The sequence below is a fragment of the Pseudomonas sp. NFACC32-1 genome, assembly GCF_900101215.1.
Taxonomy (GTDB): domain Bacteria; phylum Pseudomonadota; class Gammaproteobacteria; order Pseudomonadales; family Pseudomonadaceae; genus Aquipseudomonas.
On record NZ_FMUL01000001.1, the window covers coordinates 561,187 to 576,801 of the forward strand.

At 62.8% G+C, this 15,615-nt stretch carries 15 protein-coding genes; 9 read left to right on the top strand and 6 right to left on the bottom strand.

Features of this window, described 5'->3' with window-relative positions:
- The first annotated feature begins 127 nt into the window (after positions 1 to 127).
- The 6 genes from BLP99_RS02475 (at position 128) to BLP99_RS02500 (ending at position 5,617) form a co-directional block, all read left to right on the top strand.
- Positions 128 to 1,009 carry a manganese catalase family protein gene (locus BLP99_RS02475; RefSeq protein WP_072394268.1) on the top strand — a complete coding sequence of 294 codons (882 nt, stop codon included), beginning with the start codon at positions 128 to 130 and terminating at the stop codon, positions 1,007 to 1,009.
- 110 nt (positions 1,010 to 1,119) lie between these two features.
- Entirely contained in the window at positions 1,120 to 2,049 is a 930-nt protein-coding gene (locus BLP99_RS02480) for a ZIP family metal transporter (RefSeq protein WP_072394272.1), read from the top strand.
- Between the two features lie 250 nt (positions 2,050 to 2,299).
- On the top strand, positions 2,300 to 2,872 hold the full coding sequence (locus BLP99_RS02485) for a hypothetical protein (protein ID WP_092179608.1): 573 nt from the start codon (positions 2,300 to 2,302) through the stop codon (positions 2,870 to 2,872).
- The gene (locus tag BLP99_RS02490; RefSeq protein ID WP_072394275.1) at positions 2,869 to 3,300 is read left to right on the top strand and encodes a phage holin family protein; all 432 of its coding nucleotides are present in this window, start codon (positions 2,869 to 2,871) and stop codon (positions 3,298 to 3,300) included. Before BLP99_RS02485 ends, BLP99_RS02490 begins: the two co-directional genes overlap by 4 nt.
- Positions 3,297 to 4,085, top strand: coding sequence for a DUF3618 domain-containing protein (locus tag BLP99_RS02495; protein ID WP_092179610.1), 789 nt, complete (start codon positions 3,297 to 3,299; stop codon positions 4,083 to 4,085). The genes BLP99_RS02490 and BLP99_RS02495 overlap by 4 nt, the downstream gene beginning before the upstream one ends.
- Before the next feature lie 125 nt (positions 4,086 to 4,210).
- Positions 4,211 to 5,617, top strand: coding sequence for a saccharopine dehydrogenase C-terminal domain-containing protein (locus BLP99_RS02500; protein WP_092179612.1), 1,407 nt, complete (start codon positions 4,211 to 4,213; stop codon positions 5,615 to 5,617).
- Here the strand turns inward: BLP99_RS02500 and BLP99_RS02505 are convergent.
- Positions 5,604 to 6,008, bottom strand: coding sequence for a YkvA family protein (locus tag BLP99_RS02505; protein WP_076407197.1), 405 nt, complete (start codon positions 6,006 to 6,008; stop codon positions 5,604 to 5,606). The genes BLP99_RS02500 and BLP99_RS02505 overlap by 14 nt on opposite strands.
- Before the next feature lie 167 nt (positions 6,009 to 6,175).
- Here BLP99_RS02505 and BLP99_RS02510 point away from each other — a divergent pair, with 167 nt between their 5' ends.
- On the top strand, positions 6,176 to 7,195 hold the full coding sequence (locus BLP99_RS02510; protein ID WP_092179782.1) for a hypothetical protein: 1,020 nt from the start codon (positions 6,176 to 6,178) through the stop codon (positions 7,193 to 7,195).
- Between the two features lie 9 nt (positions 7,196 to 7,204).
- On the opposite strand, the gene BLP99_RS02515 is transcribed toward BLP99_RS02510, so the two are convergent.
- A complete protein-coding gene (locus BLP99_RS02515) occupies positions 7,205 to 7,399 on the bottom strand; it encodes a hypothetical protein (RefSeq protein WP_072430434.1) in 195 nt (64 codons plus the stop codon).
- Between the two features lie 143 nt (positions 7,400 to 7,542).
- Here BLP99_RS02515 and glsB point away from each other — a divergent pair, with 143 nt between their 5' ends.
- Positions 7,543 to 8,451, top strand: coding sequence for a glutaminase B (glsB, locus tag BLP99_RS02520; RefSeq protein WP_072394292.1), 909 nt, complete (start codon positions 7,543 to 7,545; stop codon positions 8,449 to 8,451).
- Positions 8,452 to 8,511: 60 nt separating this feature from the next.
- On the opposite strand, the gene BLP99_RS02525 is transcribed toward glsB, so the two are convergent.
- Both BLP99_RS02525 and BLP99_RS02530 read right to left on the bottom strand, forming a co-directional pair.
- Positions 8,512 to 8,841, bottom strand: a complete 330-nt coding sequence (locus BLP99_RS02525) for a hypothetical protein (protein WP_072394295.1) — start codon at positions 8,839 to 8,841, stop codon at positions 8,512 to 8,514.
- 686 nt (positions 8,842 to 9,527) lie between these two features.
- The gene (locus tag BLP99_RS02530) at positions 9,528 to 11,474 is read right to left on the bottom strand and encodes a DNA topoisomerase III (protein WP_072458494.1); all 1,947 of its coding nucleotides are present in this window, start codon (positions 11,472 to 11,474) and stop codon (positions 9,528 to 9,530) included.
- A 237-nt stretch (positions 11,475 to 11,711) separates the two neighbouring features.
- Here BLP99_RS02530 and BLP99_RS02535 point away from each other — a divergent pair, with 237 nt between their 5' ends.
- Entirely contained in the window at positions 11,712 to 12,119 is a 408-nt protein-coding gene (locus BLP99_RS02535) for a response regulator (RefSeq protein WP_072430436.1), read from the top strand.
- A gap of 42 nt (positions 12,120 to 12,161) precedes the next feature.
- Here the strand turns inward: BLP99_RS02535 and BLP99_RS02540 are convergent, their stop codons facing one another.
- Together BLP99_RS02540 and BLP99_RS02545 are read right to left on the bottom strand one after the other, a co-directional pair.
- Complete coding sequence (locus tag BLP99_RS02540) at positions 12,162 to 13,784, bottom strand: MFS transporter (RefSeq protein WP_072394304.1); 1,623 nt, start codon at positions 13,782 to 13,784, stop codon at positions 12,162 to 12,164.
- 120 nt (positions 13,785 to 13,904) lie between these two features.
- Complete coding sequence (locus tag BLP99_RS02545) at positions 13,905 to 15,548, bottom strand: GMC family oxidoreductase (RefSeq protein ID WP_072458493.1); 1,644 nt, start codon at positions 15,546 to 15,548, stop codon at positions 13,905 to 13,907.
- Positions 15,549 to 15,615: the final 67 nt, after the last annotated feature.

Here is a 15,615-nt window from a genome sequence, read left to right on the forward strand (position 1 = left end):
ATAAGTTGCCGTTCGTTTTGTTTGTTGAATAAAAAGCACAGCACCAGTTCTTAATTATTTTTTGGCATTGGCGCGCCGGCGATTGCGGTGTGCTCACGGCCCTGTGTTCTGATCGAGGAGTTCAATCATGTTTATGCATAACAAACGACTGCAGTACACCGTGCGTGTCGCCGAGCCCAATCCAGGTCTCGCCAATCTGTTGCTCGAACAGTTTGGGGGACCCCAGGGTGAACTGGCGGCAGCGTCGCGTTACTTCACTCAGGCCTTGGCCGAGGATGACCCGGGGCGCAAGGACCTGCTGATGGATATCGCCACTGAAGAGCTCAGCCACCTGGAGGTGATCGGTTCGATCATCGTGATGCTGAACAAGGGCGCCAAAGGCAAGATGGCCGAAGGCGTGGACGAGGCGGGCCAGCTCTATCGCGACATCAACGGCGCTGGCAACGATTCCCATGTCACCAGCCTGCTCTACGGTGCCGGTGCGCCGTTGATCAACTCCGCCGGCGTGCCCTGGACCGCTGCCTACGTCGACACCATCGGCGAGCCCACCGCGGACATGCGCTCCAATATCGCCGCCGAGGCCCGGGCGAAAATCGTCTATGAACGGCTGATGAACATCACTGACGATCCGGGGGTGAAAGAAGCTCTGGGGTTCCTGATGACACGGGAAATCGCCCATCAGTTGTCGTTCGAGAAGGCACTGCACGCCATCCAGCCCAACTTCCCGCAAGGCAAGTTGCCGGGCATGCCGGAGTTCGCCAACGTCTACTTCAATATGTCCCAGGGCGAGCCGACCGTACGTGGCCCATGGAACCAGGGCGATGACTGGGAGTTCGTCGAAAGCCCGACGCCAGCGGTGGATGGCGGCGATGGCATGGCCAGTGTCCAGTTGAGCGAAGAAGACGAGGCGCGGTTGATGGACATGAAGGCACGGACGATGTCCAACCCTGAAAGCGACCCCACCACAGGCGCGGACTTGGGTTCAGGGATGCAAGGTGACAAACTGTAGGCCTGACGGGGCGGGGAAGCCTGGCTTGCCCGCCCGAACCTTCCATTGCAACGTTCCTGCCGCCTATGGCACGAACGATCGGGCTGGCTAAGCCTGTAAGGATATTTTCGATGGACCAGTCCACCTCCCGGATCCGATCGCCCTGGCGCACCTGGCTGGACCCGCTGCAAAACAACCCGCTGCTGGGCGCGAGCTTCTGGCTCGGTTTGATCGTGGTCGCCGCGTTGTTGCTGTACAGCGGCTATAACGCGCTGGTGGGGGCCGACCGTCATCACCTGGGCTACGCGGTGCTGGGGGGGACCTCCGGATTCGTCGCCACGGCACTGGGTGCGATGATGGCGGTGGTGCTGCGCGATATCTCCTCGCGCACCCAGGACATCATGCTGGGGTTCGCGGCAGGCATGATGCTGGCCGCCAGTTCGTTCTCGCTGATTTTGCCCGGCATCGAGGCCGCAGAGGTCATTTGCGGTAATCAACTGCTCGCTGCGTTTGTCGTCGTGCTCGGCCTGGGCCTGGGCGTTGCCCTGATGATCGGGCTCGACCGTTTCGTGCCCCATGAGCATGAATTGAGCGGTCGGCGCGGACCGCAAGCCGAACGCATCAATCGCGTCTGGTTGTTCGTGCTTGCGATTACCTTGCACAACTTGCCGGAGGGCATGGCCATCGGCGTCAGCTTTGCCGATGGGGATTTCAAGGTAGGCCTGCCGCTCACCACTGCCATTGCCATCCAGGACATCCCCGAGGGACTTGCCATTGCCATGGCCCTGCGGGTCACCGGCATCAGCACCCTGCGAGCGGCGTTGATCGCGGTGGGCTCGGGGTTGATGGAGCCATTGGGTGCGGTGATCGGCCTGGGCATGTCCTCGGGCGTGGCCGTGGCCTATCCCATCAGCCTGGGCCTGGCGGCCGGGGCGATGATTTTCGTGGTGTCCCACGAAGTGATTCCCGAAACCCACCGCAACGGCCATGAAACCCCGGCGACCCTGGGCTTGATGATGGGGTTCGCGGTGATGATGTTCCTCGATACGGCGTTGGGTTGAACGGCTCGGAAAACACCTGATCGCTGGAAAATGACGGGAACGAATCGGGCCTGGCGGATGCGCCAGCGCCCGTTTTTTTTTTGCCTGCGCTCTGCCTGGATCCACGGGGGATACCGCATGGCGCGCGACATCGAAACTCGTTGGAACTACCCCCCGCGACACTTCGTCATCTGTTCTGAGAGACCCATGGCCGGGCGATCACCGCGGTGGCTGCCCGTAATTGTTTTCATCACGGAGGCGATGGACAGACATGACTAATGCGGACAACCACTCCGAGCGACAACAGGGCCCTTCGGGCCAGGCACGACCCAACCCCATCAAGGATGAGTTGAACGAAACCATTGGCAGCGCCCGTGAACAGGCCGATGCGCATTTCGGCCATTACCGCGATACGGCGGCGGACCAGATCGATGCATTGGCGCGGGGCGCCAAGTCGGCGATGTCCGAGCTGGAAGCCAACGACGCCTTAGGCCTGTCTCACTACCTGGCGGACATGGCGGATTCGATGACCGGCCTGGCCGGCAGACTGCGCCACATGAGCGCCGAACAATTGCTGCACGAAGGATCCCGTCTGGCGCGGGACAACCCGGGCCTGTTCCTGGCCGGCAGCGTGGCGGTGGGCTTCGGGCTGTCGCGGTTCCTCAAGGCTGGCAGCTCACCGGTCGCCGCGGACATCGACGACCCGGCCGCCGGCCATTCCACCCCACCATCCGGCGGCTTCACCGCACACGAGCCCTTCGAGCCTGGCGTCGATCCCATCGGCCCAGGCGCCGGCACCGGCTCGCTTTCGGATTCGGCCAGCACCCGAGGAGAACTGCAATGAATCGACCTGACCCGGATTTTCAACGTTCTGCAGGCGCCCCTGCCACCGATACCGATGCGTCGGTCATGGGGTTGCTCAAGCAACTGACCCACGAGGTCCCGTCGCTGTTCACCAAGGAGCTGGCCTTGGCCAAGGCTGAGTTCCAGGCCAGCCTCAATACCCTCAAGGCCGGCATTGCCGCTGTGGCCGGCGGGGCTATCGTGCTGCTGGCCGGTTTCATCGTCCTGCTGATGGCGGTGGTCTATGGCCTGAGCACGGTCATGGCGCCGTGGCTGGCGGCACTGATCGTGGGCGTCGTGGTCATGGTCGTCGGTTTCGTGATGGTGCAATCGGGCAAGAAGCAATTCGAACCGTCCCACTTCAAGCCGGACCGTACCCTCGAGGCATTGAATAAAGACCAGGACGCCCTGCGGAGGAAAGTCTCATGAAGGATGAATTCAAAACCGAATCCGAGAAGAGTCCGCAAGCCCTCGAGCGCGAGATCGACGAGCAACGGGCCCATATCAGCCAGATCGTCGACGCGCTGGGCAGCAAGTTCACTCCGGGGCAAATGCTCGACCAGGCCTTGACCCTGGTGAAGGGCAATGGCTCGGAGTTCTTCGGCAACCTCGGCACCACGGTACGTAACAATCCGGTGCCCACCGTACTGACCACGCTCGGATTGTGCTGGCTGATGCTTGGCCAGAACCATCCGCCTCGGGTGGGTTACCGGGTCGGGCCGGACCAGGACTGCGCGGGCCGGAGTGAAGGGCTCGTCGGTGCGCGGGAGCATCTGCGCGACACCACCGATTCCCTGCGCGAGGGATTCCATCATCTCAAGGACAAGGCCTCGCGCCTGGCCGACGATCTCGGGGCCAATGCCCGCCAGGCGCGACGCAGCGTCCATGCGACCGGAGAACGCCTGGCCCATGGCACGCAGGACCTGGGGGAACAGTTCAACCGGCTGCTCAAGGAACAGCCCCTGATGATGGCTGCGGCGGGAGTCGCCCTGGGTGCCATGCTCGGTGCCGCGTTGCCCGCCACCTCCACGGAGCAGCGAGTGATGGGCAAGACCAGCGCCAACCTCGCCGACAAGGCCAGGCAGACCGCGCGGCAGGGCTATGAGACGGTGCGCGATACGGTGAGCAAGACCACCGAGCATCACCAGGAAACACCTCCCAGGACTCAGGCACCTTCCGCGACGGACTTGTCCGGCGGGTTGGGCACTTCATAGCCCAGCACGCCGGGACGGCGCAGGTTCTGCGGTGCCTGCGCCGGCCACTGTCGAGACTGACAGTAGCCAGGACGCCATGACCGGTATTTCATGGCCTCTGTATCCGTATCTTCGGGGGGCAGCGCATGGAACATCAGGTCCCGTTCAGCGGACATCTGATTGTCATCGGCTTCGGCACGATCGCCCGGGCCACCCTGCCATTGTTGTTGGGGCAGGAGCTCATTGCGATCAAGCGCTTCACCGTGGTCGCGCCAGTGATCGACCACAACATCTGGTTCAAGGAGCGGGGGATTCGCTTTGTCCGCAAGGCACTGACCGAGCACACTTTTGCCCAGGTCCTTGACCGTGTCGTCAGGCCCGGTGATTTCATCGTCAACCTGTCCGTGGAAGTCAGCTCCCTGGCGCTGATCGCGTATGCCTTCGACAAGCGTGCGATGTACCTCGATACCTGTGTCGAACCTTGGGCAGGCGGCTATAACGATCCGCGCCTGGATCTTTCGCGTCGTACCAACTACGCGTTGCGGCACGAGGTGCTGGCGTTGCGCAAGAAGCTGGGCCGGGGTCCGACGGCGGTGGTGGCCCATGGGGCCAATCCTGGCTTGATCACGCACCTGCTCAAGGCCGGGCTGGTGGAACTGGCGCTGCAATTGAACCACCCGCTGCCGCAGAACCGCGACGGCGTGGATTGGGCACGGTTGTGCATGGAAACGGGCATCAAGGTCATCCATTTCGCCGAGCGCGACACCCAGTGTTCGCACCGGATCAAGCAGGACGATGAGTTCGTCAACACCTGGTCGGTGGAAGGGTTCATCAGTGAGGGCAGCCAACCGGCGGAGCTGGGGTGGGGTACCCACGAGCGAACCTGGCCGGCGTCCGCCAGGCGTCATCGCTTCGGCGCGCGCAATGCCATTTACCTTGAACGTCCCAGCGCCAGCGTGCCGGTCAAGACCTGGACCCCCTTGGGCGGAGCGTGCCTGGGACTGATGATCACCCATCACGAAACCGCGTCCACCGCCGACCTGCTGACGGTGAAAGAGCGCCAGACCCTCGTCTATCGGCCCACCCTGCATTACGCCTACCACCCCTGCAACGATGCGTTGTTGTCTATTCAGGAGCTCATTGGGCGGGGGTGGCAGACCCAGGGTTCGGAGCGCATTCTCAACGGTGAAATCGAGAGCGGTGGCGTCGATGCGTTGGGCGTGCTGCTCATGGGGCATGAGCTGAATGCCTACTGGTTCGGCTCGATGCTGAGCGTCGACGAAGCCAGGGCGCTGGTGCCCTTCAACAACGCCACCACCCTGCAGGTGGCCGCCGGGGTCCTGGCGGGCGTCGTCTGGGCGGTGGAGCATCCGGCGCGGGGCATCGTCGAGCCGGAACAGATGGATTACGAACGGGTGCTGGAAGTGGCCAGGCCCTACCTGGGCACCCTGGTCGGCAAGCGCACCGACTGGACGCCCAGCGGCACTCCCTGCCAGGCTTCAGGAGAAGGGGCGGCGGAGGCTTGGCAGTTCGAGCATTTCACTCGCCTGTGAGGGAACCGCGCACCAGCCACCAGCCGCCTGCCAGTGCGGCGATCCAGCACAGCACGATCACCACGGCGGCGATCCGGTTCACCGGGCGCTGGCCCTGGTTTTTCTCCCATTGGCGGGCCCTGGCTGCACATTCGGCCAGCACAGCCGGCGGCATCAGGCGAAGGGCCAGCCAGATACCCAGCGGCAGCAGGATCACGTCGTCCAGATAACCCAGGATAGGGATGAAGTCCGGAATCAGGTCGATGGGGCTCAGGGCGTAGGCCACCACGATGACTGCGATGGTCCTGGGGAGCCACGGCGTCTGTCCATGGCGATAGCAGAACCACAGTGTCAGGGTCTGGCGCTTCAGGGCCCTGGCCCATTGGCGAAGTCGTGCTGAAGGCGATGTCATGGCGGCCGGTCGTGGTGCGAGTCGATCCGACAAGGGTAATCGCAAACCGGGCAGGGTGCCTGTAGCCGCGACGGGATCGGGGAGCTGGCCCTGATGACGCGTTGCCCCAGGCATCCAGGGCTTTCCTATACTCAATGCCAGGGTGACCTGAATCCGGGGTGCCGATCGTGCTGCATTCGCTGATGCTGGCCGTGTTGATCATTCTGGCGGGGTGCGCCACGCCGCAGCGCGGTCAACAGGTGGACTCGGTGGCGGTGGCCCAGGACACCTGGCGCCAGGTGGACCGACAGATCGTCGCCGCCTCCGGGACCGCGATCGAACAGGCCGAACGCTATGCCCGTGGATCGATGGAACATTGGCGGATGCTGGTCTACGAGCGGACCGAGGCCGAGTTCATCCCCTGGTTCAGCAGCTACTGGACCCAGGAATGGTTGGCGGTGAAGGTCAGCTGGTATGCCGCCAGCGCCCAAGACGAGGAGGATTCCGCGTCCAGGCGCCTGGCGGTCTATCTGCAGACGCAGTATCGCGAACGGGTGCTGGAACCCGTCGCTGTGGAGATCGATCCCGAAGCGATCCGGGCCAACGCGACGAGTTATTACGTGAGCCTGCTCAACCAGCAGGTCCAGGTGATCGCTCAGAGCCATCGGATCCCGCTGGAACTGATGAACCGGCGCCTGCACGGTATTCCCGCGGTCAACCTGGGCCCCCCGGCGGCGCGCAATGCTTCGCTGTACCAGATGGTCCATACCAACCCGCTCAATACCCTGCCGGCCTACGCGGCCCTGATCGATCACGTCAATAAGGTCGCCGCCACGGGAAACGGTCCCTCGGACGCGGTGATCGCTACGGTGGCACAACGCACCAGTGAAAAGATCGAAGCGCAGTTCGCCACTCGAGGGGCGACCGGTGCGGCCGCGGCCGTGGCCGGAAAGGCGGCGGGGGCATTGATTTCCGTAGGGGTGGCCGGCATTCGCGTGATCATCCACGAAGGCGAGCGGCCGGAAATGCAAGCGCATATCCGCAAGAGCCTGAGCGCCGCGTTCGACGAAGCCTGGTTCAAATCACTCAAGCATCCCCTCAGCGGGGTGCTGGCGCCGGTGTATTACCTGGATGAGGAAATCAGGGGCAGCCTGATGGAGGCGGAGCTGGCGAACCGGCCGGTGGTGCTGCCGCAACTCGAGCCATGACCGGCGGGGTCAGTCCGTCCCGAGGGTGACGCGGCAACCCTTGCGGTGGCGTATCTGTTCGTCCGTGGGCCGCTCCTTGATGAATTCGAAGCGCGGTTCGCCTTCGCTATAGATCACCAGCCAGCCCCATTCCAGCTCGCTTTCGTCCTGGCCGGGCTTGGGTGGCGACGCCCACCAGGGTTCTTTCTGCATGATCTGACGCATCGTGTACTCCTGCAGGTTGATCCTTCACTATAGACCGCCCGATCGAGCGGCCGATTCAAGGCCGGTGTGCTCTGATCCCGCTTGTCGACGTCTAGGGTCTGTATCCCCGCACTCGAACGGGGAATGACTGGACCCCCGCACCCATGCAAGCATTGTTGAACGAGATCCTCGATGCGGTTCGCCCCCTGATCGGTCAGGGCAAGGTGGCCGACTACATTCCGGCCCTGGGCACCGTGCCTGCCAATCAATTGGGCATTGCCGTGTATGGCAACGATGGCGAGATGTATTGCGCAGGCGACGCCGAAACGCCGTTTTCGGTGCAGAGTATTTCCAAGGTTTTCAGCCTTGTGCAGGCCATCCAGCACTCCGGCGAAGCGATCTGGGAACGTCTGGGTCATGAGCCGTCCGGCCAGCCGTTCAATTCCCTGGTGCAGCTGGAGTTCGAACGGGGCCGCCCACGCAACCCGTTCATCAACGCCGGTGCCCTGGTGATCTGCGACATCAACCAGTCGCGGTTTGCCGCCCCGGCCTTGTCGATGCGCGACTTCGTACGGCGCCTGTCGGGCAATCCCAATGTGATGGTGGATGGCAAGGTCGCCGAATCGGAATACCAGCATCGCGCCCGCAACGCGGCGATGGCCTACCTGATGCAATCGTTCGGCAATTTCCATAACGACGTGGAGGCAGTGCTGCGCAGCTATTTCAGTCATTGTGCGTTGCGGATGAACTGCATCGACCTGGCCCGGGCGTTCTGTTTCCTGGCCAATGACGGCTTCTGCAAGCACAGCGGCGAGCAGATCCTCAGCGCCCGCCAGACCCAGCAGGTCAACTCCATCATGGCCACCAGCGGGCTGTACGACGAAGCCGGGAATTTTGCCTACCGCGTCGGTCTGCCGGGCAAGAGCGGGGTGGGCGGTGGGATCGTGGCGGTGGTGCCAGGGCGTTTCACCGTGTGCGTCTGGTCCCCCGAACTCAATGTCGCCGGCAACTCCCTGGCCGGCATGGCGGCGCTGGAGCTGCTCAGCCAGCGGATCGGCTGGTCGGTGTTCTAGGGTTTGTACGAAAAAGGGCCCGTTTCGGATAGAAACGGGCCCTTTTTTATTCAGCTGCGATCAGTAGAGGCGGTCGATGACCTGGACCTGCGAAGTATTCTGCACCGCCTGCCAGGCCTGGGTCAGCGTTTGCAGCACGCGACCGATGTAGTCCTTGTCGGCTGCGGCCTTCTTGCCGACGTAGCCTTGTCCGCGGCGGTACATCTTCAACCGGGCACACAGGTCTTGCGTGTTCTTTTCGAACTCGTCTTCCTGGGTGTACGGCGACAGGCAATCCATATGCACCTGGCCAGTCTTGCTGATCCACAGGATATGGCTGTCGAGGGTGTCCTTGTGTGCAGCGAACATGCGAGCCAGTTCATCAATAGATGGTTGATTGTTCAGATTCATGTGTAAGCCCCTTGACCATTTGGTTGATCTGTCTGGTGGTTCGCAAAAACTTCGCTATTCGGTAACTCAGGTACCGAAACCAGGCCGTCAGCGTCCTTGCGTCGAACTTCGGCGGCGGCGCGGAACGGCTGTGTAGTGCTATCGAAGGGCTGCTACGCAAATGCGCTACAACGAAGAGAAACAGCGAAGAACCTGTCAGGCATCGTCAACTTTCGAGGGTCGACCCGCGCGTCATGAGGATCTTCGCCAGCGTTTCTCGTCCTTGTTTCCGGACGGTCATGCCAGGTCAGCACCTTCAATCTGCCTTGTGGGCAGTCCCTTATCCAAAAAACAGCTCGGCGGTCAGACGAGCTTGCTCAAACGGTTACCTGTACTCCCGATCGGGGAGACGTCTGCATCATGCAAGGGCAAATCGACGTCGTCAACGGTTTTGTAGTGATTATTTTTGGTCACTACATATTGTCGGACAAAACGGTTTGGCTATGAAAAATGACTGGCAGCACGGCTGTGTTTTCTGTGGCGCGGGCATTCATCCCGCTGGGGCGCGAAGCGGCCCGAATGGCGGGTGAGGTTATCTGATATACACGCAGGCAGCTGGCTTGGGGTTGCTTTGCAACCCGGCGGGGAATAGATCCCCTCGTCGCAGGTTCGGTGTCTGGCAGGGCACCCGATTGACTCCGACAGGCTCAGGTCGCCTTGGCTTTTGTCGCTTTGCGCGGCGCGCCGGCGGCCTTGCGCTTGGCCGTCTTGCGTTTGTTTTTCCATGGCGCTGCGCCACGGCCGGCGGGGCTGGCCGGACCGCTGATGGCCAGGCTCATGCCCTGGCAGCGAGCGATGTGCTTGCTCATCCAGGCGGCCTGGCGGGTGACGAATTCTTCCAGGCTCATTTCCCCGCTCTGCACCATGTCCAGTGCCTGTTCCCAGATGGCGGTGGTGCCCGGGTCGGCAATGGCGCGGGGCACGGCGTCGATCAGGCTGAAGGCCGCCGGGGTGGCGGACAATGCCTTGCCGTTCTTGACCAGGTAGCCACGGTCGAGCAGGCCCTGGATGATCGAGGCCCGGGTCGCTTCGGTACCGATGCCGGTGGTGTCCTTGAGTTTCTGCTTGAGCAGCGGATCGTCCACCAGCCTGGCGACGTTTTTCATGGCCTTGATCAGGTCGCCCTCGGTGAATGGCTTGGGCGGCTGGGTCCACAGGTCCTTGAGCGTCACTTGCTCCACGGCGCAATCATGGCCTTCGATCAAGGCCGGCAGGGTTTGCGGTGCCGGGGCCTCCCGGCCTCGTGCAGGAGCCAGGGTCTCGGGCAGGGCACGTTTCCAGCCGGGCTCGACGATCTGCTTGCCCACGGCGCGCAATGCCTGGCCGGCGCAATCGAAATCGGCCTGGGTGCGGTCGTATTCATGGTTGGGCAGGAACTGCGCCAGGTAGCGCGCGCGAATCAGCGTATAGACGGCTCGCTGCTTGCCAGCGAGCTTGTCGAGGTTCTTCGCGGCAGCGGTGGGAATGATGCCGTGGTGGGCGCTGACCTTGGCATCGTTCCAGGCCCGGGACCTGCGTTGCGGTTGCAGGTGCTCGCGCAGTGGCGCGAGACCCGGGTCGGCCTGGGCGAGGGCGGCCAGGATGGCCGGTGCTTCGCTGTGCTGGCTCAAGGGCAGGTAGCCGCAATCGCTGCGAGGATAGGTGATGACCTTGTAGGTTTCGTAGAGGGCCTGGGCGATGTCCAGGGTTTCCTGGGCGCCGAGGCCGAGCTTCTTCGAACAGACTTCCTGGAGGGTGCCCAGGTCGAATGGCAGCGGTGCCGCTTCGCGCAGGCGTTCGGTGCGCACCTGGGTCACCAGGGCGGTGTCGGCATTGTCCATGGCCTGGGCGGCATCACGGGCGATGGCCTGGTTCAGGCATCGCTCCTGGTCGTCGCAGGCAGCCGCATCGGCGCGCCACTGAGCGGTGAACACGGTGCCGGCATGACGCAGTTGAACGTCGATGGCCCAATAGGCCACCGGTACGAAATCGGCGATGCTGCGGTCGCGATCCACCACCAGTCGCAGGGTGGGCGTCTGCACGCGCCCCACCGGCAACACGCCCTGATAGCCGGACTGGCGTCCCAGCAAGGTGAACAGGCGACTCATGTTCATGCCGATCAGCCAGTCGGCCCGGGAGCGGCCCAGCGCCGAATGATACAGGTTGAAGGTTTCGGCCCCCGGCTTGAGGGCAGCCAGGGCCTTGCGGATCGAGGCTTCGTCCAGGGCCGATAGCCACAGGCGCTTGATCGGCCCGCGATAGCGGCAATGCTCCACCAGTTCCCGGGCGATCATTTCGCCTTCCCGGTCGGCGTCGGTGGCGATCACCAGTTCACTGGCTTCACCCAGTAAGCGCTTGACCGCCTTGAACTGGCTCGCGGTCTTCGGCTTGACGGTCATTTTCCATTGCCCCGGCACGATGGGCAGGTCGGCCAGCACCCAGCGCTTGTAGCGGGCATCGTAGGCATCGGGCGGGGCGGTCTCCAGCAGGTGGCCGATGCACCAGGTCACGGTGATGCCCGTGCCCAGCCAGCAGCCATCGCCGCGTCGCCTGGCGCCGAGCACGGCGGCGATGTCCTTGGCCTGGGATGGTTTCTCACAGAGGTACAGCTGCATGTCGCCCTTTTCCGAACAGTTCTGCTGGGAGCTGTAGCATGGTCAGGGATTGCTCCGGGGGCAAGTTTTATCTGTATGTATATACAGATAAAACGTTGCGCTGCGTTGCAAAAGAGCGTCTGGCACGACGTTCAGCGGCCCATTCGCAAGCAGAATGAATTTATGTGAAAGGTGCAGTTCATAACTTGCAGAGCGGTTAAAACCGCAAAAAAACCGACGGCAGGGAGAGTCAATCACATGAATTCGATGCCAAACGGCAACGGACAGGCGACCACACGTTTGATTCTTGTTGTTGAAGATGATCCGACGATCCTGGAGTTCCTGTGCGAAATACTGGAGGACGAAGGGTTTGTGGTGGAGCCTCGGGAAAGCGCCGATTCGGCGTTGACGTTTCTTGAGCAGAGTGCCGACTACGTGGACCTGCTGCTCACCGATATCACCATGCCCGGCACGATCGACGGCGCGGACCTGGCCAACATGACCGGGGACCGCTGGCCGCAGATTCCGCTGCTGATCATGTCGGGCTACGAAACGCCGGAAAGTGCCGGGATCAAGCACCACGCCTCCTTCATCGCCAAGCCCTGGGCCCTGGGGCAGATGCTGGACCTGGTGGAAAGCACGGTGAAGAATCGCCAGGTCCACTGATGGACGGCGAGGGGCCTGGCCCCCCGCCACGGGACGCTGTCTTCAGTTTTTATCCAGGTCCACGTTTCTGGTTTCCCGCAGGCAGAGCATGCCCACCACCAGGCTGACCCCGGTGATCACCACCGGGTACCACAGCCCATAGAAGATATCGCCGGTATAGACCACCAGGGCGAACGACACGGTGGGCAGGAAGCCGCCGAACCAGCCGTTGCCGATGTGGTAGGGCAGCGACATGGAGGTGTAGCGGATACGGGTGGGAAACAGTTCGACCATCAGCGCCGCCAACGGGCCGTAGCACATCGCTGAAATGATGATCAGCGCCACGATCAGCACCACGATCATGGTCCGGTTGATCTGCTGGGCATCTGCTTGTTGTGGGTAGCCTGCCAGGGTCACTGCTGCCCGCAGCGCGGACTCGTCGAAGCCTTCGAGTTTCACGTCGCCGACGCTGACCTGCACGTTGCTGCCGGCCGGCGCCGACACGCTGCTGTAGGGCAGCCCCTGCTTGACCAGGAACGTCTTGACCTTGTCGCAGGGGCTGTCGAAGCGCGCCTTGCCCACCGGGTCGAATTGAAAGGTACAGGTCGCCGGGTCGGCCACCACCGTGATCGGCGCCTGGCGGCTCGCCAGGTCGATGGCCGGGTTGGCGTAGTGGGCCAGGGTCTTGAAAATCGGGAAATACAGTGCCGTGGCCAGGAGCAGGCCGACCATCAGCACGGGCTTGCGCCCGACCTTGTCCGACAGCCAGCCGAAGAAGATGAAGAATGGTGCGCCGATCACCACGCTGACGATCAGCAGGCTGTTGGCCAGGGCCGGGTCCATCTTCAGGAACTGGGTCAGGAAGAACAGCACGTAGAACTGCGCCGCGTAGAAGGTGACTGCTTGCCCGGCGTTGATGCTGAACAGGGCGATCAGCACCACCTTGAGGTTTTCCCATTTGCCGAAGGACTCACGGATGGGGGCCTTGCAGCACTTGCCTTCCTCTTTCATTTTCAGGAATGCCGGCGACTCATGCAGGCTCAGGCGGATCCAGGTGGAAATGCCCAGCAGCACGATCGACAGCAGGAACGGAATGCGCCAGCCCCAGACCTCGAACTGGTCGCCAGTGAAATAACGGCAGCCCAGCACCACCAGCAAGGAAAGCAACAGACCGAGGGTGGCCGTGGACTGGATCCAGCTGGTGTGGAAGCCGCGCTTGCCTATGGGGGCGTGCTCGGCGACATACGTGGCCGCTCCGCCATATTCACCGCCCAGGGCCAGGCCCTGCAGCATGCGCAACACCACCAGGATGATCGGCGCGGCGATGCCGATGCTGGCGTAGTTGGGCAACAGGCCGACACAGAAGGTCGCCACGCCCATGAGGACGATGGTGGCCAGGAAGGTGTACTTGCGTCCGATCATGTCCCCCAGCCGCCCGAACACCAAGGCACCGAACGGCCGCACGATGAAACCGGCGGCGAATGCCATCAGGGCGAAGATGAATGCCGTGGTGTCGTTGACGCCGGCGAAGAACTGCTTGCTGATCACCGCCGCGAGGGCGCCGTAGAGGAAAAAGTCGTACCACTCGAACACCGTCCCCAGGGACGAGGCGAAGATGACCTTCTGGGTTTCCTGGCTGGTGCCGACGCTGCGCGTGGCTTCCAGGGGCTGAACATGCTCAGACATATCGGTATCCCTCACAGTGATTGTTTTTGTTGTTCCACTGTCGACGCCGGGTTGGCGTCTCCTGCTTTGACACACCTTCTTGGATCGACTCACCCCGCTGGTTGGAGAGTGACCTGTTCTTCAGGCCGTGACAGGTTCTTTTTGGGTGCTGATGTTCCTCGTGGCCGGGTTGAGCATCATCTGCGCCGCCTTCTCGGCGATCATCAGGGTCGGCGAGCAGGTGTTGCCCGAGGTGATGCGCGGCATGATCGAGGCGTCGGCGACGCGCAGTCCGGCGATGCCATGAACCTGCAGCTGTGCATCCACCACCGCGTCCTGGTCATGGCCCATGCGGCAGGTACCCACTGGATGGAAGATCGTCGTGCCGATACGGGCGGCGGCCTGGTGCAGTTCTTCTTCCGTCTGCAGGTTGGGCCCCGGCAGATATTCCTTGGGTTTGAAGCCTTGCAGGGCAGGGGCGGCGACGATGCGGCGGGTCAGGCGAATGGCGTCGGCGGCGACCCGCAGGTCTTGCGGGTGGCTCAGGTAGTTGGGTTGGATCACCGGGGCTTCGCGCGGGTCGGCCGAACGGATATCCACCCGACCACGGCTTTGCGGGCGCAGGTCGCAGACCGAAGCGGTGAAGGCCGGGAACGTGTGCAGCGGCTCCCCGAAACGCTCCAGGGACAACGGTTGAACGTGATATTCAAGGTTGGCCGAGGTCTGTTCCGGCCCTGAACGGGCAAACGCGCCCAATTGGCTGGGAGCCATGGACAAGGGGCCGCTGCGGTCATAGAGATAGCGCAGGCCCATGCCCATCTTGCCCCACAACGTGCCGGCGATCTGGTTCAGGGTGCGGGCGTTTTCCAGCTGATAGATCAACCGCAGTTGCAGGTGATCCTGCAGGTTGCCACCCACGCCGGGCAGTTCATGGACCACGCCGATGCCCAGCCGCTGCAACAGATTGCGCGGGCCGATCCCCGAGCGTTGCAGAATCGCCGGAGAGCCCACGGCGCCAGCGCACAGCACGATTTCCCGGCGCGCCTTGTAATTCATGCCCTTGCCCTGCCAGCGGGCGCTGACGGCATGGGCCCGCCCGTCGCGAAGCAGTACGCGGTCGACTTCCACTTCGGTCAGTACCGTGAGGTTGGAGCGCTGACGCACTGGCTTGAGAAAGGCCTTGGCGGCGTTCCAGCGGACCCCGGCCTTCTGGTTGACCTGGAAATAACCGCAGCCCTCATTGTCGCCGCCATTGAAGTCGTCGAGGTTGGGGATGCCGCTCTGTTCGGCGGCGGTGCGGAAGGCGTCGAGGATCGGCCAGGACAGGCGCTGGCGTTCGACCCGCCACTCACCGGCGGCGCCGTGCAGTTCGGAGTCGCCGGCGAAGTGGTTTTCGCTCTGCCGAAACAGCGGCAGCACATCTTTCCAGGCCCAGCCGCTATTGCCTTCGGCGGCCCAGCCATCGTAGTCCGCCGCCTGGCCACGCATGTAGATCATGCCGTTGATGGAGGAGCAGCCCCCCAGCACCTTGCCTCTTGGATAGCTCAGGGCGCGTCCTTGCAGGCCGGGTTGGGCTTCGGTCTTGAAGCACCAGTCGGTGCGCGGGTTGCCAATGCAGAACAGATAACCCACGGGGATGTGGATCCAGGGGTAGTTGTCGCGCGCGCCGGCTTCGAGCAGCAGCACACGGTGTTGCGGGTTGGCCGAGAGTCGGTTGGCCAGCAGGCATCCGGCGGGGCCGGCGCCCACGATCACGTAATCGTATTCATCGACGACAGGTTGCATCCGCGACCTCATTTTTTGTTCTTGTAGGTCCCATCCTAGTTGTTAGTTTTCGTTAAAAGAATGTTAG